Origin of the sequence: Methanocella sp. (assembly GCF_035506375.1) — an archaeon.
In the GTDB taxonomy this organism is placed as follows: domain Archaea; phylum Halobacteriota; class Methanocellia; order Methanocellales; family Methanocellaceae; genus Methanocella.
Window position 1 is genome coordinate 1 of record NZ_DATJPM010000082.1, and the last position, 17,938, is coordinate 17,938.

At 53.0% G+C, this 17,938-nt stretch carries 25 protein-coding genes; 10 read left to right on the plus strand and 15 right to left on the minus strand.

The genetic code is table 11. The features are described 5' to 3' along the window. Window positions 1–282 precede the first annotated feature (282 nt). The 10 genes from VMC84_RS11360 to VMC84_RS11405 all read right to left on the minus strand — a co-directional run bounded on the left by VMC84_RS11360 (window position 283) and on the right by VMC84_RS11405 (window position 5,716). Window positions 283–1,380: an ABC transporter permease gene (locus VMC84_RS11360; protein ID WP_325380717.1), complete on the minus strand. Its 1,098-nt coding sequence runs from the start codon at window positions 1,378–1,380 to the stop codon at window positions 283–285. Then, entirely contained in the window at window positions 1,381–2,310 is a 930-nt protein-coding gene (locus tag VMC84_RS11365; RefSeq protein WP_325380719.1) for an ABC transporter ATP-binding protein, read from the minus strand. Between the two features lie 92 nt (window positions 2,311–2,402). Further along, complete coding sequence (locus VMC84_RS11370) at window positions 2,403–2,645, minus strand: hypothetical protein (protein ID WP_325380721.1); 243 nt, start codon at window positions 2,643–2,645, stop codon at window positions 2,403–2,405. A 4-nt stretch (window positions 2,646–2,649) separates the two neighbouring features. Further along, window positions 2,650–2,847: a hypothetical protein gene (locus tag VMC84_RS11375; protein WP_325380723.1), complete on the minus strand. Its 198-nt coding sequence runs from the start codon at window positions 2,845–2,847 to the stop codon at window positions 2,650–2,652. A 29-nt stretch (window positions 2,848–2,876) separates the two neighbouring features. After that, complete coding sequence (locus VMC84_RS11380) at window positions 2,877–3,377, minus strand: hypothetical protein (protein ID WP_325380724.1); 501 nt, start codon at window positions 3,375–3,377, stop codon at window positions 2,877–2,879. Between the two features lie 33 nt (window positions 3,378–3,410). After that, complete coding sequence (locus tag VMC84_RS11385; protein WP_325380726.1) at window positions 3,411–3,575, minus strand: hypothetical protein; 165 nt, start codon at window positions 3,573–3,575, stop codon at window positions 3,411–3,413. 20 nt (window positions 3,576–3,595) lie between these two features. Then, a complete protein-coding gene (locus VMC84_RS11390; protein ID WP_325380728.1) occupies window positions 3,596–3,937 on the minus strand; it encodes a hypothetical protein in 342 nt (113 codons plus the stop codon). 15 nt (window positions 3,938–3,952) lie between these two features. Further along, window positions 3,953–4,405, minus strand: a complete 453-nt coding sequence (locus VMC84_RS11395; RefSeq protein ID WP_325380730.1) for a PadR family transcriptional regulator — start codon at window positions 4,403–4,405, stop codon at window positions 3,953–3,955. Window positions 4,406–4,666: 261 nt separating this feature from the next. Beyond that, window positions 4,667–5,092, minus strand: a complete 426-nt coding sequence (locus VMC84_RS11400) for a flavodoxin family protein (protein WP_325380732.1) — start codon at window positions 5,090–5,092, stop codon at window positions 4,667–4,669. A 159-nt stretch (window positions 5,093–5,251) separates the two neighbouring features. After that, window positions 5,252–5,716, minus strand: coding sequence for an Lrp/AsnC family transcriptional regulator (locus VMC84_RS11405; RefSeq protein ID WP_325380734.1), 465 nt, complete (start codon window positions 5,714–5,716; stop codon window positions 5,252–5,254). A gap of 221 nt (window positions 5,717–5,937) precedes the next feature. Here VMC84_RS11405 and ahcY point away from each other — a divergent pair, with 221 nt between their 5' ends. The 5 genes from ahcY to VMC84_RS11430 are packed head-to-tail and all read left to right on the plus strand — an operon-like array spanning window position 5,938 to window position 10,549. Continuing rightward, entirely contained in the window at window positions 5,938–7,194 is a 1,257-nt protein-coding gene (ahcY, locus tag VMC84_RS11410; protein ID WP_325380736.1) for an adenosylhomocysteinase, read from the plus strand. A 12-nt stretch (window positions 7,195–7,206) separates the two neighbouring features. Continuing rightward, window positions 7,207–8,109, plus strand: a complete 903-nt coding sequence (locus VMC84_RS11415) for a PfkB family carbohydrate kinase (protein WP_325380738.1) — start codon at window positions 7,207–7,209, stop codon at window positions 8,107–8,109. Continuing rightward, window positions 8,109–9,197, plus strand: coding sequence for a phosphotransferase family protein (locus VMC84_RS11420; protein ID WP_325380740.1), 1,089 nt, complete (start codon window positions 8,109–8,111; stop codon window positions 9,195–9,197). Before VMC84_RS11415 ends, VMC84_RS11420 begins: the two co-directional genes overlap by 1 nt. 4 nt (window positions 9,198–9,201) lie before the next feature. Further along, window positions 9,202–9,753 (plus strand): adenylyl-sulfate kinase, encoded by a 552-nt coding sequence (locus VMC84_RS11425; protein WP_325380742.1) that lies wholly within the window; start codon window positions 9,202–9,204, stop codon window positions 9,751–9,753. Continuing rightward, the gene (locus tag VMC84_RS11430; protein ID WP_325380744.1) at window positions 9,746–10,549 is read left to right on the plus strand and encodes an inositol monophosphatase family protein; all 804 of its coding nucleotides are present in this window, start codon (window positions 9,746–9,748) and stop codon (window positions 10,547–10,549) included. Before VMC84_RS11425 ends, VMC84_RS11430 begins: the two co-directional genes overlap by 8 nt. Here VMC84_RS11430 and VMC84_RS11435 read toward each other — a convergent pair. After that, window positions 10,546–11,283 carry a hypothetical protein gene (locus tag VMC84_RS11435; RefSeq protein WP_325380746.1) on the minus strand — a complete coding sequence of 246 codons (738 nt, stop codon included), beginning with the start codon at window positions 11,281–11,283 and terminating at the stop codon, window positions 10,546–10,548. The two genes, VMC84_RS11430 and VMC84_RS11435, sit on opposite strands and share 4 nt — an antisense overlap. Before the next feature lie 312 nt (window positions 11,284–11,595). On the opposite strand from VMC84_RS11435, the gene VMC84_RS11440 reads away from it, so the two are divergent. After that, window positions 11,596–11,868, plus strand: a complete 273-nt coding sequence (locus tag VMC84_RS11440; RefSeq protein ID WP_325380748.1) for a pro-sigmaK processing inhibitor BofA family protein — start codon at window positions 11,596–11,598, stop codon at window positions 11,866–11,868. On the opposite strand, the gene VMC84_RS11445 is transcribed toward VMC84_RS11440, so the two are convergent. Together VMC84_RS11445 and VMC84_RS11450 are read right to left on the minus strand one after the other, a co-directional pair. Then, window positions 11,863–12,426, minus strand: a complete 564-nt coding sequence (locus VMC84_RS11445; protein WP_325380750.1) for a Chromate resistance protein ChrB — start codon at window positions 12,424–12,426, stop codon at window positions 11,863–11,865. The genes VMC84_RS11440 and VMC84_RS11445 overlap by 6 nt on opposite strands. Before the next feature lie 216 nt (window positions 12,427–12,642). Next, complete coding sequence (locus VMC84_RS11450) at window positions 12,643–13,272, minus strand: Chromate resistance protein ChrB (protein WP_325380752.1); 630 nt, start codon at window positions 13,270–13,272, stop codon at window positions 12,643–12,645. Window positions 13,273–13,557: 285 nt separating this feature from the next. On the opposite strand from VMC84_RS11450, the gene VMC84_RS11455 reads away from it, so the two are divergent. The 4 genes from VMC84_RS11455 (at window position 13,558) to VMC84_RS11470 (ending at window position 16,874) form a co-directional block, all read left to right on the plus strand. Next, on the plus strand, window positions 13,558–14,550 hold the full coding sequence (locus VMC84_RS11455; RefSeq protein ID WP_325380754.1) for a hypothetical protein: 993 nt from the start codon (window positions 13,558–13,560) through the stop codon (window positions 14,548–14,550). Window positions 14,551–14,663: 113 nt separating this feature from the next. Further along, complete coding sequence (locus tag VMC84_RS11460) at window positions 14,664–15,782, plus strand: helix-hairpin-helix domain-containing protein (RefSeq protein WP_325380756.1); 1,119 nt, start codon at window positions 14,664–14,666, stop codon at window positions 15,780–15,782. Window positions 15,783–15,791: 9 nt separating this feature from the next. Then, window positions 15,792–16,634, plus strand: a complete 843-nt coding sequence (locus VMC84_RS11465) for a DUF4130 domain-containing protein (RefSeq protein ID WP_325380758.1) — start codon at window positions 15,792–15,794, stop codon at window positions 16,632–16,634. A gap of 57 nt (window positions 16,635–16,691) precedes the next feature. Next, a complete protein-coding gene (locus VMC84_RS11470; protein WP_325380760.1) occupies window positions 16,692–16,874 on the plus strand; it encodes a hypothetical protein in 183 nt (60 codons plus the stop codon). Window positions 16,875–16,900: 26 nt separating this feature from the next. Here the strand turns inward: VMC84_RS11470 and VMC84_RS11475 are convergent, their stop codons facing one another. After that, a complete protein-coding gene (locus VMC84_RS11475; protein ID WP_325380762.1) occupies window positions 16,901–17,707 on the minus strand; it encodes a coenzyme F420-0:L-glutamate ligase in 807 nt (268 codons plus the stop codon). A 74-nt stretch (window positions 17,708–17,781) separates the two neighbouring features. Then, window positions 17,782–17,907 carry a hypothetical protein gene (locus tag VMC84_RS11480; protein ID WP_325380764.1) on the minus strand — a complete coding sequence of 42 codons (126 nt, stop codon included), beginning with the start codon at window positions 17,905–17,907 and terminating at the stop codon, window positions 17,782–17,784. Between the last annotated feature and the right edge of the window lie 31 nt (window positions 17,908–17,938).

Sequence of the window (17,938 nt, forward strand, 5' to 3'; positions counted from 1 at the left end):
TCTAAGATACAAAGGATATGAAGGCACGATGGTAAAAAGTGCTCTTTCTCATTCCATTGTGTCTTTGTATCCTTCGTGCCCTTATCGCCAATGAACCGGCTATGTGACCTTTGTAACTTGCTCGAATTCGCATCAGCGAAACATTTAAAAGAAAACTTTGTGAGCCTCCGTGCTCTTCGTGCCTTTGTGGTGAGAAATAGTGTCCTCCGTGCCCTTAAAAAGCTTAAAATACGGGAGCAATTCAACATAGCATTTACTTTTTGAAAAAGGCGAGTGGAAGGCTTAGTCTTCCTTCCACTTCAGCAGGGATACGCCTACGACGAAGAGGATGATCCCGAGTATGGCGACGATGATCAAATTCATCACGGCATCGCCGTAGTTGCCCGTGATCATCGAGCTCCTGAGGCCGTTATTCAGGTAGGTCAGCGGCGACACGTCCGCCAGGTATCGCAGGAACCACGGCATGCTGTCCACCGATATAAATGAGCCGGAAACGAACATAAGCGGGAAGGTGATGGCGCTCGCGGCGTTCTCCGCCGAGTCCACGTCCTTGACGAACGTCGTAATGAGCATACCGAGCCCCGAGAAGACGGCGGACCCGAAAATGATCATCAGTACGGACACCGCGTTGATGTTCGGCACGATCCCGAAAACCAGCCAGGCGACGATCAGCGATATGGATATCGAGAGCATCAGGATGATGGTCTGGTTGATGATCTTCGCCGCGTTCCATTCCAGCCGGGAGATCGGGGTCGTAGCCAGCTTCCGGAATACGCCCGTGGCCTTATTCCTGGCCGTGGTCGACACGGTCCCGTTCACCGCCGATGACATGATGGTCATGCCGATGATGCCGGGGAGGAGGAAGGCGACGAAGCTCATGCTCGACGTCGTGACGTCCTGCGATGTGACCGGTATGACGTTCCTAGCGCCAGCCAGGGCCATGTTCATCCCGTTCACGACCTGCTCGATGACCGATATGACGATGCCGGAAGTGGACTTTGATTTATCGTAATAGACCTCAAGCCCCGCATTCGAGACGTTACTGCCGGCCTTCGCCGCCATGGCGCTCTTCTCGAACCCGGACGGTATCACGATATACGCCGATATCTTGCCATCTTTAAGCGATTGGGCCAGGTCCATTCCAGCGCCATCCCTCAAGTCGAACACGCCCGTCTGGTTTAAGGCGCCGACGAAGGAATGGGATAATTGCGAGCCGTCAGAATCCTGATAGTAGAGCTCCAGGGGGCCGGACTGGCCGCCGAACAGATATCCCATCAACAGAAACAGGATGATGGGGAAGATCAGGGTCCAGAAGAGCGCGCCCTTGTTCCGGAAGTAGGCGATGAGGCTGTACTTGACGTCGGATACGATCCTCGACATCTACGACGCCTCCTCAGTGAGCTTCTCGCCCGTCAGGTTCAGGAACACGTCCTCGAGCGTCGACTTTTTCACGTATATCTCCTTACAGGAGAGGTCGCCGTTATTGAGAATGGACACGGCTTTGGCGATACTTGCCATTCCGTCTTCGGGAGGCAGCTTCGTGAGGATGTCGCTGCCCGAGATCCGGCTGCCGGGTATCGCCCTGACCAGCTGTTCCCTCGCTTTTTCGCAACAGTCACGTATGATGAGCGTATTCCCTCCGCCATACTTATTGATCAGGTCTTCCGGCGTCCCCTCCGCCACGATCTTGCCCTTGAAGATGACGTCGATGCGGTCCGCAAGATAATACGCTTCGTCCATGTAGTGGGTCGTGAGGAACACGGTCTTTCCACGATTCTTTAATTCCCGGACGGCCTCCCACACGTCCCTCCGCGCCCTGGGGTCCAGTCCCGTGGTGGGCTCGTCAAGGAACACGATGTCCGGGTCGTTGACCAGCGCCAGGGCGATGCCGACGCGCTGCTTCAGGCCGCCGGAAAGGTTCTTGAAGAGTTCTCGGCGCTTATCCTTAAGGCCGAAGGTCTCGATGAGGTGGTCGATGTCGACGGTCTTCGAGTACATCGAGCCGAAATACTCGATGTTCTCCCGGACGGTCAGCCAGTCGAAAGCATTAAAGCTCTGCGGCATCACGCCGACCTTCTGCTTGATCTTCTGCTCTTGCCTGCGGATATCCATGCCAAGGACGCTGACGCTGCCGGAAGTCGGCGTCCTGAGCGTCTCCAGGATCTCGACGGTCGTCGTCTTTCCCGCACCATTCGGGCCCAGGAAGGCGAAAACCTCGCCCTGGTCGACGGTAAAGGAAATGCCGTCTACTGCCATGAAGTTACCATATTTTTTGACGAGCGCATCCACTTTAATGACCGGTTCTGTCATTCTCATCTCTCCGATAGTGCCCACTTAGTTAGCGATTTTCATCCTTTAAAAAATTTTTAATATAGACTCAATAGTCTTTCATATTTTTCGGTCTATAGCCAGTGATGCCAGTGGTGGCGGGGTATGAGCCCTCCCAGGATACCCACGATGAACCCGATGGCAGCCAGCAGCCCGGCCATGCGGATGCTGCCGATGCCCGTTAGCCCATGCAGGCCCGCGAGCAGCGCGTTATTGAAGTTCGGCAGGAAATGCTCCATGAGCCAGCCGATGATGAAGCCGAAGATCGCGCCGAAGACGGCGCCGAATATACTTCTGATTATTGTTCCGATTACCATGATATCACCCATTGATTTTCTTGATCTCGTAGAGACAGGCTAACATGCCGATGGTGAACCCGATCACGAGCAGGGACTCGATGCCCCGCGTGCCGCCCAGCAAGTCGATTATCTGCACGGCGAACGCCTGAATATTCCTGACGAGCTCTAATGCTCCATTCGCCAGCATGCCGCTAATCCCATTCATGCTCTCGAGTAACATGACATGTCCCTCCTATTTCTGATATTTCTTTAGCCGCTCCTGTTTTTATTCAGCGACGCCTTTAAATTCGACAGGCGCTCGTTCAGCCTGCTGATCCTTTCATCGCATGCCTCCAGCCGGTCTTTCGGCATATCCTCCAGGTAGGAGACATAGCCGTCGATCTCGGAGAGGCTGTCCTCGACCGGATTGGACCAGGGGCCGCATGCGCTTTCATAGTAGTGTCCATATCTCCTGAAGTGATGGTGGCCATGCACGTACCTGCGGCCATCGCCGTGGCTCCAGTTGTGGAAATACTTTGCGTACTTGCCCGTCCAGGCATAATATACCAGGGCACTGATGAGTATGCCCAGGAGCGTGCCGGCCACGAGGCCAAGGGCCGCCAGCAGCGCGGGCATGCTTGTGACGTGAAGCCCGTTGAGAAGGGCAGCATTTACGCCCGGGAAGAGCTCGATCATGAGCCCCAGGATATAGCCGAATATGGCGCCGAAAAGGGCGCAGACGAAGGTCCAGATGACCGTTCCGAATACCATTTTACATCACCCGTTTATTGCATATTTTCAATGTTATTGACGCGAAAGTATCTCCTTTAGTTTCAGTAGCCGCTCCCCGATGATGCCCAGGCTTTCGACGAAGGGCGCCAGCATCTCATCCGGCGCATCCTCCAGGTACGCGACGTCGTACTGGATCTCCCGTACGACATTTTTTATCGAATATGGCTCATGGACCATCGATATGACCGCCGCAGCTTCTAAGGCTTCCTCGTCAGCGAGCTTCTCAACTTTTCCAGATGTCCGGCGACATCGTTGATCTTATTCTCGTGAGGCGCCAGCTTTTCGGCCGGCAGATCCTCCAGGTACGACAGATAGCTGTCGATCTCGACCAGCACTTCCTCCACCGTGCGCGGGCCGGGGGATGAATTGCGGGCATTTCCCATCTCATTCTTCATGGCGTTCTTTATCGCGCGCATGCGCTCGCGCTCGACGTGCCTTATATCATGCTCCATGTGCCTGATGGCGTGCTCCATGTCATGGGCTCTGTCCTTGATCTCCCGTCCCATTCTCGAGTAATCGTCAAATCCTGGCTCTTCCATGTGTCATCATCCCGGTTACTTGTGCAGCGATTCCTTCAGCCTTGTCATCCTCTCGATGATCCTGCCCAGCTTATCCTCATATGGCAGGACCTTATCCTTCTGCAGGTCCTCCATATAGGAGAGATAGTTGTCGAAATCCGTCAGAATGTTGCCGACGGAGTAGGGCCTTTTGTCCACGTTCTCACCAAAGAAGTTGATGCGGTCGTATCCTTCGGAGGCGAGGACATACCTGCCATCCTCCCTCTTGGTGATCAGCTTTTCCTCCACCATCTTGCTCAGGAGGGGGTAGATCGAGCCAGGGGACGGCCTCCAGGCCCCATAGCTCATGGACTCCATGCTGTCCATGATCTCTGCCCCGTTCATCGGGCGCTCGCCGAGCATGTACAGGACCCAGGACCTTAGTCCTCCGTAGCCGCCGTACCGGCCCAGCTTGCTGAGCTTTCTCCATAGATCGTTCATGTCGCTCATTTTTTCTCACCTATCGTATTACCGATATGGCATATTTTTATTGAAATCATTTTTATGCTCTTGGTATCGAATGTATGATATCGATTATTTATCGGACATTCGATATCGACAATCCGATATTACACGTTACTAGTATATATAGGTTACGTATCAAGGGTTCTGTAAAGTCTGCGGGTGCTAAAGAAGGGTTTGTAAAATCGTGTGCATTTAATATCTGAGAAAGAGCAATGAGAAAATAAAATATAAAAAATGAGGATTGGTTTAACTCGATTTGATCATTTCTTTTGCGAACTTCTTTGCGTTATCTAATTCCTCTTGAGTGGGATGGCTTCTATTAAATAATAAAAAAGTTTTGCCCTGACAATGATATATACCTAGTATAGCGGCGCCCTTCTGCTTTAAAGCATCCGACAAGGTATTTTCCATTTTTTGATTTCCATGGGGATTCATAGACGTATAGAAAATGGCTACCTTGCGGCCTGTAAAGTTGCCCGACTCAATGAATTTCATCATATCTTCACCCGCTTTACTGCCATATGTCCCGGTTCCCAGGAACATAATCTTCGCATCGTCTGGATGCGATGCCTTGACATCTACAGCCTTAACACCCAGCTCTTCTGCTATGGCGTCCGCCACTTTCCTTGTATTTCCACTCCTGGAATAAACTATAACAGAGATATCGCTCATACCTTAAAAATATGCATTTATTATATAAATTGATTCTGTCAAATCCAAAGGTTGCCATCCTTCATCACGCCGAGGCCGCCATAGTCTTGGCCGATGTCGAGATGGAGACTTACGCCGAATATATCTATCGGGCCTGCATGTGCACAGTAAGCGGCAAGGTTAGGCACCCGGCACGTAATCGTCCGTGTTTTTATAGAAATTGAGCACGACATGGCTCTTGCTGTCTTTCAGCATGGGCCCCATGCGGGCTCGCAGGTCGTTCGTATAGTACTCGTACTCCTTCACATCGCAGAAGGCCAGCAGCAGCATGACGTCCCACTCCCCCGTGATGGAGACGTCCATGAGCACGCTCGGGTCGGTCTTGATCGAGCGGATGAATTCCGCCGCCTTCTCCTGGTCCGAGACGTCGAGCTTTAAAAACAGTATAAAATAGGAGCGCAGGCCGAGCTTCTCGTAATTGATCACGGCCTTATATTTCTTGATAGCGCCTTCCTTTTCCAGCTTTCTTATGCGTGACGCCACCGTCTGCCGGGTTATGCCGCACTCTTCCCCGATTTTAGCCAGCGGTATCTTCGAGTCTTTTGCCAATTCCGCTAAGATCTTACGGTCGATTGCATCGATCATGCGATTTTACGGCAAGTTAAGCATAAATCCTGCCAATATAATATGGCTTAACTTCGCGTAAAGCCTCCAAATGAATATATAGCCAAACCGTTACTTAAGTATTTCCATAAAGTTAAAATAATTCAATACATACATAACATGAAGAAAAGTTAAAATAGTATATTATTGTTATACGTTAACAAAATATCTGATTTATTTAACATGAAGTTCATGGTGATATTATGAAGGACTACGTCGTTAAGGACATAAAGCTGGCAAAGCAGGGTGCCGAGCGCATCGAATGGGCGCGTCGCCACATGCCGGTGCTGAACTACATCAAGGAAGAATTCCATAAGACAAAGCCCCTGAAGGGCGTTAACATCATCGCGTGTCTTCACGTCACGGTGGAGACGGCGAACCTCATCTCGACGCTTCAGGCCGGCGGCGCCAGCGTGGCGCTGACCGCTTCCAACCCGCTGTCCACGCAGGACGACGTAGCCGCGGCCCTGGCGAAGGGCGGCGTCAAGGTCTACGCAATAAGGGGCGAGAACGAGAAGCAGTACTACGAGAACATCGAGGCCGCCTTAAAGATAAAGCCGAACGTCACGCTGGACGACGGCGCCGACGTCATCGCCACCGTGCATTCGAAGCACAAGGAATACTTGAAAGGCATCTACGGCGGCTGCGAGGAGACTACTACCGGCGTCATACGGCTCCGGGCCATGGCCAGCGACGGCGCGCTTAAGTACCCCGTCGTAGCGGTCAACGACGCCGAGACAAAGATGATGTTCGACAACCGGTACGGCACCGGGCAGAGCACTCTCCACGGGGTCATCAACGCGACGAACGTGCTACTGGCCGGCAAGAGCTTAGTCGTCGTAGGCTACGGCTGGTGCGGACGGGGCGTGGCCATGCGGGCGAAAGGCATGGGCTCGAACGTCATCGTCGTCGAGGTCAACCCCCGCAAAGCCCTCGAGGCGGCCATGGACGGCTACCGCGTCATGGACATGAAGCAGGCCGCAAAGGAGGGCGACATCTTCATCACCGTCACGGGCGACATTTCCGTGATACGAAAGGATCACTTCAGGCTCATGAAGGACCAGGCCATCGTCTGCAACTCGGGCCACTTCAACGTCGAAATCGACCTGAAGGACCTGGGCAGGATGGCGAAGAAGGTCAAAGAAGTGAAGAACGACGTCATGGAGTACGTCCTGGACGACGGGCGCCGGATCTACGTCCTGGCGGAAGGCCGTCTGGTGAATCTGGCGGCGGCGTTCGGCCACCCGCCCGAGGTCATGGACATGAGCTTCGCGAACCAGGCGCTGTCGGTCAAGTACATCGTCGAGAGCCACAAGAAGCTCAAGAACGAGGTCTATAAGGTCCCCGAGGCCATCGATAACAGAGTGGCGAAGATGAAGCTGGAGACCATGGGCATTAGCATCGAGAAATTAACGAAAGAGCAGGAGAAATACCTGAGCTCCTGGAGCATGGGCACATAAGAGGGCCGTGGCATGGTCGACGTGGTCATATCGGGCACGGTAGCCCTGGACAGTATTAAGACCCCCTTCGGAGAGGTCAAAGAGGTGCTGGGCGGCTCGGCCGTCTATTCCTCCGTCGCCGCCCGCGAGTTCGCCAAAACGGGCATTATCAGCGTTGTTGGCAAGGACTTCCCGAAGAAATACCTGGCGTTCCTGAATAGCATGGGCGTCGACACCGCGGGCATCGATGTCCAGAAGGGCGATACGTTCCGGTGGTCGGGCTTCTACGAGTACGACATGAACCAGGCCCATACGCTGGACACGAAGCTCAACGTGCTGGCCACGTTCGACCCGAAAGTGCCGGAGGCATACCGGCAGTCTAAATATTTATTTTTAGCGAATACCGACCCCGAAGTCCAGATGAAGGTCTACAGGCAGATGAAGAAACCCCGTTTCGTCATGATGGACACCATGAACTTCTGGATCGACAATAAGAAAGAAGCGCTCACGAAGATGATCGAAAAGGTGGACGCGGTCGTCCTGAACGATGCGGAGGCCCGGCAGTACTGGGACTCGCCGAACCTGGTGAACGCCGGGCGCTCGTTCCTCGACCTGGGCCCGAAGGCGGTCATCATCAAGAAAGGCGAGCATGGCGCGCTAATGTTCACCGACGGGGCCTGCTTCAGCGCGCCGGCGTACCCGCTGGAGAAGCTGGTCGACCCGACGGGCGCGGGCGATTCCTTCGCGGGCGGCTTCATCGGCTGGCTGGCCCGGACTGAGGACACCTCCCCCAGGAACATGCGTAAGGCGATCATCTTCGGCAGCGCCATCGCCTCCTATAATGCGGAAGACTTCAGCCTCAACAAGCTTAAAAAGATTACCCGCGACGACATTTTCAATAGATATATGATGTTCCAGGACATTGTCTCATTTTGATGGCGGAATACAGGGAAGAGGTCGAAAATTACCTGTCGGAGGTCTTCAGCAAGCCTGTCCGGCTGGTCCGGATCATCCCGATGGGGCCGGAGCCAGGCGAAAAAGAGCTAAAAGGGTTCGGCTATGGCAAGCCGTACGCCGTAGACTACATCGTCGAGGGCGAGATGCGGTCCTCCGTTCTGTCATCGATGAAGGTCCAGAAGGGCTTCGGCCACGATACGTTCGCCGACCGTGCCTCGGCTATCCTTTGGCAGAACATGGCCTTCAACACGCTGCCGAAGCATGTAAGATCTTTAGACGCGGGCTTTTTTACTAAATACGGCGGCCTCCGGAGCGCCGGCGAGGCCGACGAGTTTTTCATCCTGATGGACCGGGTGGGCGGCCTCGAATATTACCGGGACCTGGACCGAATTCGCGATACGCATTATTTCCAGCCACTCGATATCGACCGGGCCCTGGCCCTTTCCGACTACCTCGTCTACATCCATTCCCAGAAGAACGACGACCCTGTTTTATACCACCGCCGTATCCGCGACCTGATCGGCTCCGGCGAGTGCATCATGGGCCTCGTCGACAGCTACACGGCGGACTTCGGGTACTATTCGGCGAGAGATTTCGAGCAGATGGAGAAGAAATGCGTCGAGTGGCGCTGGAAGCTTCACGATAAGGTGCACCGTCTCTGCGTCGTCCACGGCGATTTCCACCCGTGGAACATCATGTTCAGGAACGGCGTCGATTTCACGGTACTCGACCGGAGCCGCGGCGAGTACGGCGAGCCGGCGGACGACGTCTCCTGCATGAGCATGAACTATCTTTTTTATTCGCTGCAAAAGTACGGGGAGCTCAAGGGCGAATTCAAAGATATGTTCGTTAAATTCATCGAGAACTACCTTATCAAGAGCGGCGATTTCGATATGCTGAAGTATATCCAGCCCTTCTACGTATTCCGGGCGCTCGTCGTGGCAAGCCCGCTCTGGTACCCGGGCTTAAAGCCGAATATCCGGGTTAAGCTTTTCAACTTTATCGATAACATCCTTGACGCCGACGAGTTCGACTACATGAACGTCAATCGATACCTGAAGCGGTGAGGGCATGGCTTGGGCAGTCTGGGTTACGGGACTCCCGGGAAGCGGCAAGACCACGGTGACCCGGGTCATGGCGGATATCCTGAGGGCACAGGGCGTGCACGTGAAAGTCCTGAACATCGATGACGTGCGCAAGGTCCTGACGCCGCAGCCCGCGTATAGCCTGGAAGAGCGGGCCATCGTTTATGCAGCAATAGCATATATGGCTAAGCTACTCGTCGACGAAGGCGTGAACGTCATCGTCGATGCTACCGGTAACCTGAGAAAATACAGGGATGTGGCACGGACACTCATACCGGACTACGCAGAGATATACGTCAAATGCCCGCTGGACTTGGCCGTGAAGCGCGAGGAAGCCCGCGGGGGCGGGAACGCGCCGAAGGATATCTATAAAAAGGGCACGACGGGCAGGAGCTCAACCGTGCCTGGCGTGAATGTCGCTTACGAGCCTCCTGAGGCCCCTATAGTTACGCTCGATACGGAAAAATTACCGGCGAACGAAGCAGGAGCCCTGGGCGCCGACGTGCTTCTCGCCCATTTTGGTGGAACTCATGTCTGAGCTGGAACTTATCAGGCGCATGGCGGAAAGCATCCAGAAGCGCACTGCCGAATACCTGTCGACGCACGAGGACTACGACCAGATATTGAGCCGCCGGCCGACCGACGTGACCAGGCGCTTCGACATAGTTGCGGAAGAGGCGCTGAACGACATGATCGTCGAGGAAGGCATCGTGGCCCGGGTCATCTCCGAAGAGCTCGGCGAGCGTGTCGTGCCGGAGGGCAAAGAGCCCGGGTATACGCTGGTCATGGACCCCATCGACGGCTCGACGAACCTCTCCATGGGAATTCCCTATTATTGCACGTCCCTGGCGCTATCTAATAAAGTTTCGGGGGCCACATTCGCCGATATCACGGCCGGCGCAGTGGCAGCCGTCTGGGGAAAGACTTTTTATGCCTCGAAAAATAATGGAGCATTTTACGATGGAGAGCGCCTGGCCACGAAGGAGCATCCGGAAAAGCCGAGATACGTGCTCTATTCCTTTGGTGTCGGCCCGGTGCCGGATAATATCATACCGCTCGTCGAGGAAAGATGTCTTGTCCGCACCATGGGCAGTATCGCCCTTGACATGTGCTATGTCGCGAAAGGCTCCCTGGACGCTATCATTGACTCGCGGAACCGCATCAGCGGCTACGACATCATGGCCGCGGCGCTCATACTAAAGGAGGCGGGAGGCATTCTTACAGACTATTCAGGCAGAGATCTTTCCGCTTTGTCGGTGAAAGCAAGCGGCATTTCCGTAGTGGGTGCGGCTAACTCAACGCTCCATAGTACGATTCTAAAAAGACTTCATTAGGCGGGCTTCACCCAGATGCCCCATTTCTGCTCGACCCGGGCTTTTTCCTTTTCGTATTCCCCCGGATGCTCCGAGAGGTACCGTATACGGTCATAGGCAGCCTTAACGGCTTTCTGCGCGGTTTCAGACGTGAGCTTCCAGTGTTTGTCATCGTCCACTTTCACGAACTCCTCGTTGAAGACCTCGAAGACCACGTCGTACATGCCGTAGAGGCTCGTGATATTACAGGAAAAGTTATTGCCCACGGCCTGGCCGAAGGCCCGCGCGAAGAGCTCGTCCCGGAATCCCAGGCGCAGCGCGGCGAGCTCCGTGAGCTTCGTGATAGTATCGTGGATGCTCTTGCGCATGTCCTCCTTTTCGCCGGCCAGGTACTCTTCCCTGCCAAAGGCTTTCCGGATATGCCGGTGCACGATCACCTCGCTTGCCGATATGGGCACTTTTTCCTCGTAGACGTGTGGTGCCTTCCATACGATGTCTATCTGGTCCCACGGTGTCTCGCCAATATCTCCGATCTGCGAGAAAAGGATGCGCAGGTCACGCCATAACTCGCTAACGACCTCTTTTACTGCATTATCCAGCGACGGCCGGATCAGGAGGACGAGCTTATCGCCTTCGATGCCCGCCGAGAACTCTGCTTCCAGCCCCTCCAGCACTTCGTATTCCAGGGGAAAGATAATTCCTACCGAGTCGCCGAGCTTCTCGATCTTCAGGTCAACGATGTCGAAGACTTTCATATATTATAAAAATATATTTATTTGTATTTAATCGTTGGGCAGTGCATGTGGCACAACAAGGCTAATAACGTCTGATAACTTCCGGCAAGCATCGCCATATTTAATTAAAGCGATATAGTGTTAGTATCGCCTATATCATCGAACTTTTTATGATTAAAAGGCCATGAAAACACGAAGCCCGATCGAAAATGCCGGGATATAGATTGGAACTCATAAATAACAATAAAATATTGTTTAAAAATCCTGGAGTCCCTTAAAGTCAGCTTTAAAAACAAAAAGAGATAAATCCCCGGTCACCATTATACTCAACATATGGTCGGGACGGAATGGCTTATAACGGCAGCGTCCCTTGTCGCTGCTATCATTATAATCTTTATCGCCTGGAAGCTGCTGAAGCTTGCAGCGAAGTACCTGGTCACCCTGATATTGAACACAATAGGCGGGCTATTACTGATACTGGTAGCCAACGTCCTGTTCAGTATGGGCATACCTTATGATATCCCCACACTCCTCATAAGCGCGATATGCGGCGTGCCGGGAGCGGCCTGTATAATTATTCTCAAGCTGATGGGCCTCGTGCTATGAAGAGCCGGCATCATCAGGTATTTCAAGACCTTCATTCGCATATACGGCCTTTTCAAAGGCTTGAAGCTCTTTACGGCACTGTCCTATTAAGGCGTCGGCGGAATCGCATTTCGGGCTTTTAAAGAAGTCCCGGGCCTTGATCTTTCTCAGCCAGCTCGTCAGCTTTTGCATGTCCTCCTCGATCTCGTCCAGCCCGGAAAAATTAAATTTCTTCAGCTTTGTCTCCTTTTTGATCTCGCTCAATAGCGCCTTGCAGCCATCGAAAAATTCGGTATAGTCCCGGTCAATACTCGAATTGAACGTTTCCATGATAGAGTTTGCCGAGTCAGTGTCCAGGCCTTTAACAGTAAAAATAAATGCTCTACCGCCACGGGCCTGTACGAACGATCGCATCTTGTTTAAAAATTCCTCGTTCCTCGCCGAATTTGGCAGCACCCAGGCGTTGTTCTGAACACTCACCCCTCCCGACGCTTTCATCTGTCTCCAGACAGTGACTCTTGTGCTCGAAGGAGTCTGGGGCAGCTGCGTAAGAAGTAAAAGACACTTGGTATCGTCCATACTTCATCCATTCTATTTTATGTAAGTCTTGTTTCTAACAAACGTAATATTTATCTTGCAACAATTATTACATCATATTGATAACATATATATAGTTTATCGTGATACAAATATTTGTCGATGAATTGGATCTGACCGTACCCTCTAATAATATTTTAAAGGTAATATGGAAAAGGTGGGTTTGGAAATAACATTACACTTTAATGAAAATAGGGCTTAATCGGAGTCTTCCGGTACTTCAAGTCCTTCATTCGCATATACGATTTTTTCGAAAGCCTGAAGTTTTTTACGGCACTGTCCTATTAAGGCGTCGGCGGAATCCCCTTTCTGGCTTTTAAAGAAGTCCCGGGCCTTGATCTTTCTCAGCCAGCTCGTCAGCTTTTGAAGGTCTTCCTCCAGTTCGTCCAGCTCCGAAAAATCGAATTCTTTTTGCTCTGTCGACTTATCGATCTCATTCAGCAGGGCCTGGCAGCTCTCGGCAAATTCAGTATAGTCTCTGTCGATGTATGGATTGAACAATTCCACGATGGAATCATCGGATTCAGAGTCCTGGCTCTTAACCGTGAATATAAACGCCCTGCCATTCTGGGACTGTATGAACGAGCGCATCTCCTTTAAAAATTCCTCATGCCTGGCCGAATTCGGCAGCACCCAGGCACTACTCTGAAGGTTCACAGCCCCGGCTGCTTTCATCCGTCTCCATACCGTGACTCTGGTACTAGAAGGAGTCTGGGGCAACTGGGTAAGTATTAATAGCCATTCCATATCGTTCATACCATCATATGTACATCTAATATTGAATGTATAATCTAATCTATTTAGCATATAATCTTTGCCTTGTAACATATGTTACAATATGATAGTAACTTTTATATAGTTTATTATGATACAGATGTATATACAAGGTATTAACATGTTATCACAATTAAATGAAACTTTACAAATTGATAAACCCGGACTATCGAGCATTGGGGCTAATCAAAGGCTAAATGACATAGGCTCGAACCGGATAGTGAAGATCTCAGCGAAGGGACTAGACACCCGGTGCCGCTACTATCTAAAAATCGATGTCGACGATATCGGCAAGGTAATGCCAATGCAGGCCAGGCAATTGTTATAGGTGTTGTTGTCATGATCTGGTCTATCTTTTTAGCAGTTTTTTTGGCAGCTATAGTCGAGTGGGTTGAAGCCCTGACCATTGTACTGGCCATCGGTACATCGATCAACAGGAAGAGCAGCCTTTCGGGTGCTGCCGCCGGATTTGCCGTATTGGCGGTGCTGGTCGCTGTGTTTGGCAGCGCTCTTCAGTATGTCCCTCTGAATATACTCCGCATGGTGATCGGAGTCATCCTGGTGCTTTTCGGCATCCAGTGGCTGGAAAAGGCGATCTTACGTTATACAGGGCTTAAGGCCAGGCGCGATGAAGCCAAAATATACGAGACAAGTACACATGAGTTTGATGCTATAAGGGAAGATCGCTCCAAATTCAGCACACTCGGTTTTTTGACCTCCTTTAAAAGTGTGTTCCTTGAGGGATTAGAGGTCGCCGTGATCGTCATCACTTTCGGCTTGACCGGGGACGTGAATCAATACCAGGGGATGTTGACCGCCAGTGTCGCCGCCATTATGGCGCTCCTCATCGTGACGGCGCTGGGCGTGGCGGTGCGCAAGCCGCTTACCATTATCCCGGAGAATACGTTCAAATTTTTTGTGGGCATCATGCTGGTGACCTTTGGCACGTTCTGGAGTGGAGAGGGGTTCGGCATCGAATGGCCGCTTTCCGATCTGTTTCTCCTGGTGCTGTTCGCGTTCTATCTGCTGTTGTGCCTGCTGCTGATCGGCTGGATAAGCCGGCGGATGGTGAACCCGAATATAAAAGAGGCGGATCCGCAAAAATATCCGGCTCCGCTCCGTATCCTGTGGGAGATCTTTGACTTTTTCTGCGGGGACTGGACCGCCTTTTGTGGTGTTGCCATTACGGTAGCCGCGGTACTTTTCCTCGACAACGTCAGCACATTCCCCGGTGTTTCGCTTCTTCCGGGCACCCTGCTTGTCGCCGGCATCGCCGTAAGCTTGTGGGCCGCTATGGGAAGGCGTTCACAATCCGTGAAGATTGAATTATGAGATGGTTTATCACTAAATAAAAGGAGTTGCTGGGCGATAAAGTAAAGAGCACGTAAAACTTTCGCCGTGCTCTTACTTCTTTTTTAAATAAGCGTATAAACGATTATTCCGTGATGAGTGAGAAGTATTTCTCCCTGACCGACCGCATAAAGATCTTATCCGAGGGCACGAAGTACGATAGCTGTAACCAGACTATCGTATGCCATACATTTACTCCGGACGGCCGGTGTATCCAGCTTTATAAGACATTGATGACCAACCGTTGCTCGGGCGAATGCCTGTACTGCCCGAACCGCTGCGGCCGCGAAGTCACACGCACATCGCTGGCTCCCGAGGAGATCGTTCGTATTACGTGGGACCTCTACCGCAGGAACGCCATTGAAGGCTTATTCTTATCCTCGGGTATCGTGGGCGACCCCGAGAAGACCACGCAGAAGCAGCTTGAAGTGCTAAAAATGCTCCGGGGGCAGGGATTCAAGGGATACATCCATACCCGCCTCATGCCCGGCGTGCCCAGGGACATGATCCGGGAAGTATCATTGTACGCCAACAAGTTCGGCGTGAACGCCGAGACGACGTGCGAGTCCCGGTACGACGAGATATGCCCGAACTTCGACTACAGGCACGACATCCTGGACCGGATGAGGTGGACCCACGAGCTCGTGCTGAAAAGGCGAAAAGAGGTGCGATACGGGGAGGGCATCGTCGGTGCAAACGATACCCAGTTCGTGGTCGGCGCCTCTAACGAGCCCGATAAAGAAATAATCCACACCATCGACCGCTTTAAGGCCGACTACGGCCTGCGCCGGCCATACTTCATGAGCTTCGACCCCGTGCCCGGGACGCCGCTTTCCTCGAACAGGCCGTCGCCCGTCTGGCGCGAGGTCAGGCTATACCAGATATCGTATATGCTAAAGGATTATGGCCTCCGTGCAAAGGACCTGGACGCTGTCCTTGATGACGAGGGATTCCTGCCCGACAGCGACCCGAAGCTGCTCCTCGCCCACTGCAACAATGACTTCTTTCCCGTGGACGTGAACGAGGCGCCATACGAAGACCTCATAAAAGTCCCGGGGATCGGCCCTACTACGGCCCGGCGTATCATCAATAGCCGCCCCATCGACGATTACGTGGAACTGGTCAATATCGGCGTCGTGCTGAAGAGGGCTCGGCCATTCATTAAAGTCAAGAATAAGGTGCAGTCGAGGCTCGAGGGGTACGGCCTTGCGTGAGGTGTTCGCGTGATCATCGGCTATAAAAAAGACCTCGACGGCGTGTTAAGGGCTGCCGTAGCGCTCAAGAAGAACCCCGACGCCACGATAGTCTGTGGCTCGAACGCCCGCGAGCTTAAGCAAAAGCTGGCCATGTACCACGGGGAGGTCGTGTTGAACGTGGATGAGGTCGTCAAGGATGTGCCATTCCACGTTAAGGCCGAGTTGTGGGTCAAAGTCCCGTCGTGTAATCCCATGCAGCGCGGGCTGTCACTGGGCTCGTATCTTACTTATGCCCTGCGGAATGACCAGTGCATACCCGACGAGCTCGTCCGGCTGGTGGCCCGGTACTATCCGAACTTCATGGCCCTGCTCGCCCATAAAGACGCTACCGCAAGGAAATATTTTCGCCTTTACCGTGAAGCCGCCGGCGAGCTCGAGCGTATCAAATCCTATTGCCGCTTCAGGCCTGCCGGGGATAAGCTCTACGTGGAGATCGCACCGAAGCACGACATCAAGGACCTCTTTATGGAATGGGCCATGCGGCGGAACAATGACCGGATCATCGTGGTCAAGTGCCATGCCGAGTATTACCTTCTGAATGCCCGGGCCCTCGGGTACCGGGCCGAAATCGCTAATGTAACGAAAGAAGAGGCCGAGCGGCTTTTGGGCGACATGCCCGATACGGATAGCGACATATGGGACACGTTCTATGACTCCCAGAACGTGGAGAGCCGGCGCAATAAGCGGTATGCGAAGGCGAGGCTACCGGAAAAGTTCTCATATATCAGCCCGGAGATCAGAAAGGAAAGGAAAAAGATCGAGCATGGCATACAGCCAGACAAGCTGGACGATTTCTTCATGAGCCGTTAATTATGCGACTATGCTATTTATCGGTAAATGGAATACGAGTAATCATAGGGGGATCAAATGGATTTAAAAAGACTGTTTGTACTAAGCCTGGCGGCGATAGCTTTAGTGATATCGATCGCGCCGGCGTATGCACTGCTCTGGCCGACGGTCATCGATTGCGGTTGTTATGGAGGGCTCTGGGGAGTCTACGGCCCGTTCGGGCCCTACGCTGCAGCATACTGGGGATGCGGCTTCTGGTAAGTGCTGGTGGATTAAAAATAGAAAAATCAGTAAGCCTTTGCTTTTTTGACTTTTTCTTTCGCCGAGGGCGGCTTCTCCATTTGCGCCAGTTTATCTAGCAACGCCTGCTTGACGAAGTCCTCCCTATCCTTACGGTAGGTCACGGAAATGCCCAGGTCGTCCTTCAGGTACTCGTATCCGCGGATCACGGCGATGGGCGTACCCTCGTTCGACTCTCCCATGATCATGTTGGCGCAGGCGGCGACCTCGTCGACGATGCCCTGTATCGTTATTTTCAGCTCGTGGCCGAACAGGTCCATGTCGCCCCGCTTATCGTGCACGGCGGCGATGCCGGCGCAGCCGACGGCGACACCGATTTGGCCCTCCCGGAAGGAGCGCCCGTTGGTGTCGGTAATGATGACGGCGACCCTCCTGCCGGTCAGCTCCATAATACGGTCACGTATCCTGCGGGCCGAAGCGTTCGGGTCCTCCGGCAATAAAAGAATGTAACCGGTCTCCGTGTTGGAGCGGTCGATGCCCGCGTTAATGCACACGTTCCCCAACACCGTCTCGACTAAAAGCGGGTGCTTCCATAGCACCTTCGTGCAATTGTCCAGCACGTACTGGATGAAGTGCGGGTCCTCGGCGTTCAGGACGGCAAGCTCTTCGGCGCGGGTCGTCGGGGTGATGTCGTTCAGCAGATACCGGCGCCCCTCGGACTTGGAGACTATGGTCGATGCAAATACGACGATATCGTCGTCCTCAAGCTTCGTCCTGGCTTCCACTACCGCCGCGAGGTCGTCCCCATTCTGGATCATGGGGACGTCGTCTACGGTATATGCATTAATCTTCAAGCGCGATGCCTCCGTAAAATTAGAAGTGTATAAGGCGACGAAAAACAATAAACCTTGTGCAAAAGAAAGGCCGCCTAGATGCGGAAGGACTTCTGCCCTTCCGGACCCTGCACAGGCTCCTCTTCCTGCTGGTTGCCGCTCTGGAGCGGGCTCTTCCGCTTCCGCATGGCCAGCTCTTCACGGCGCGCTTTCGAGCCCATGTGACCCCGGTTATGTTCCCGCTCTGCCAGA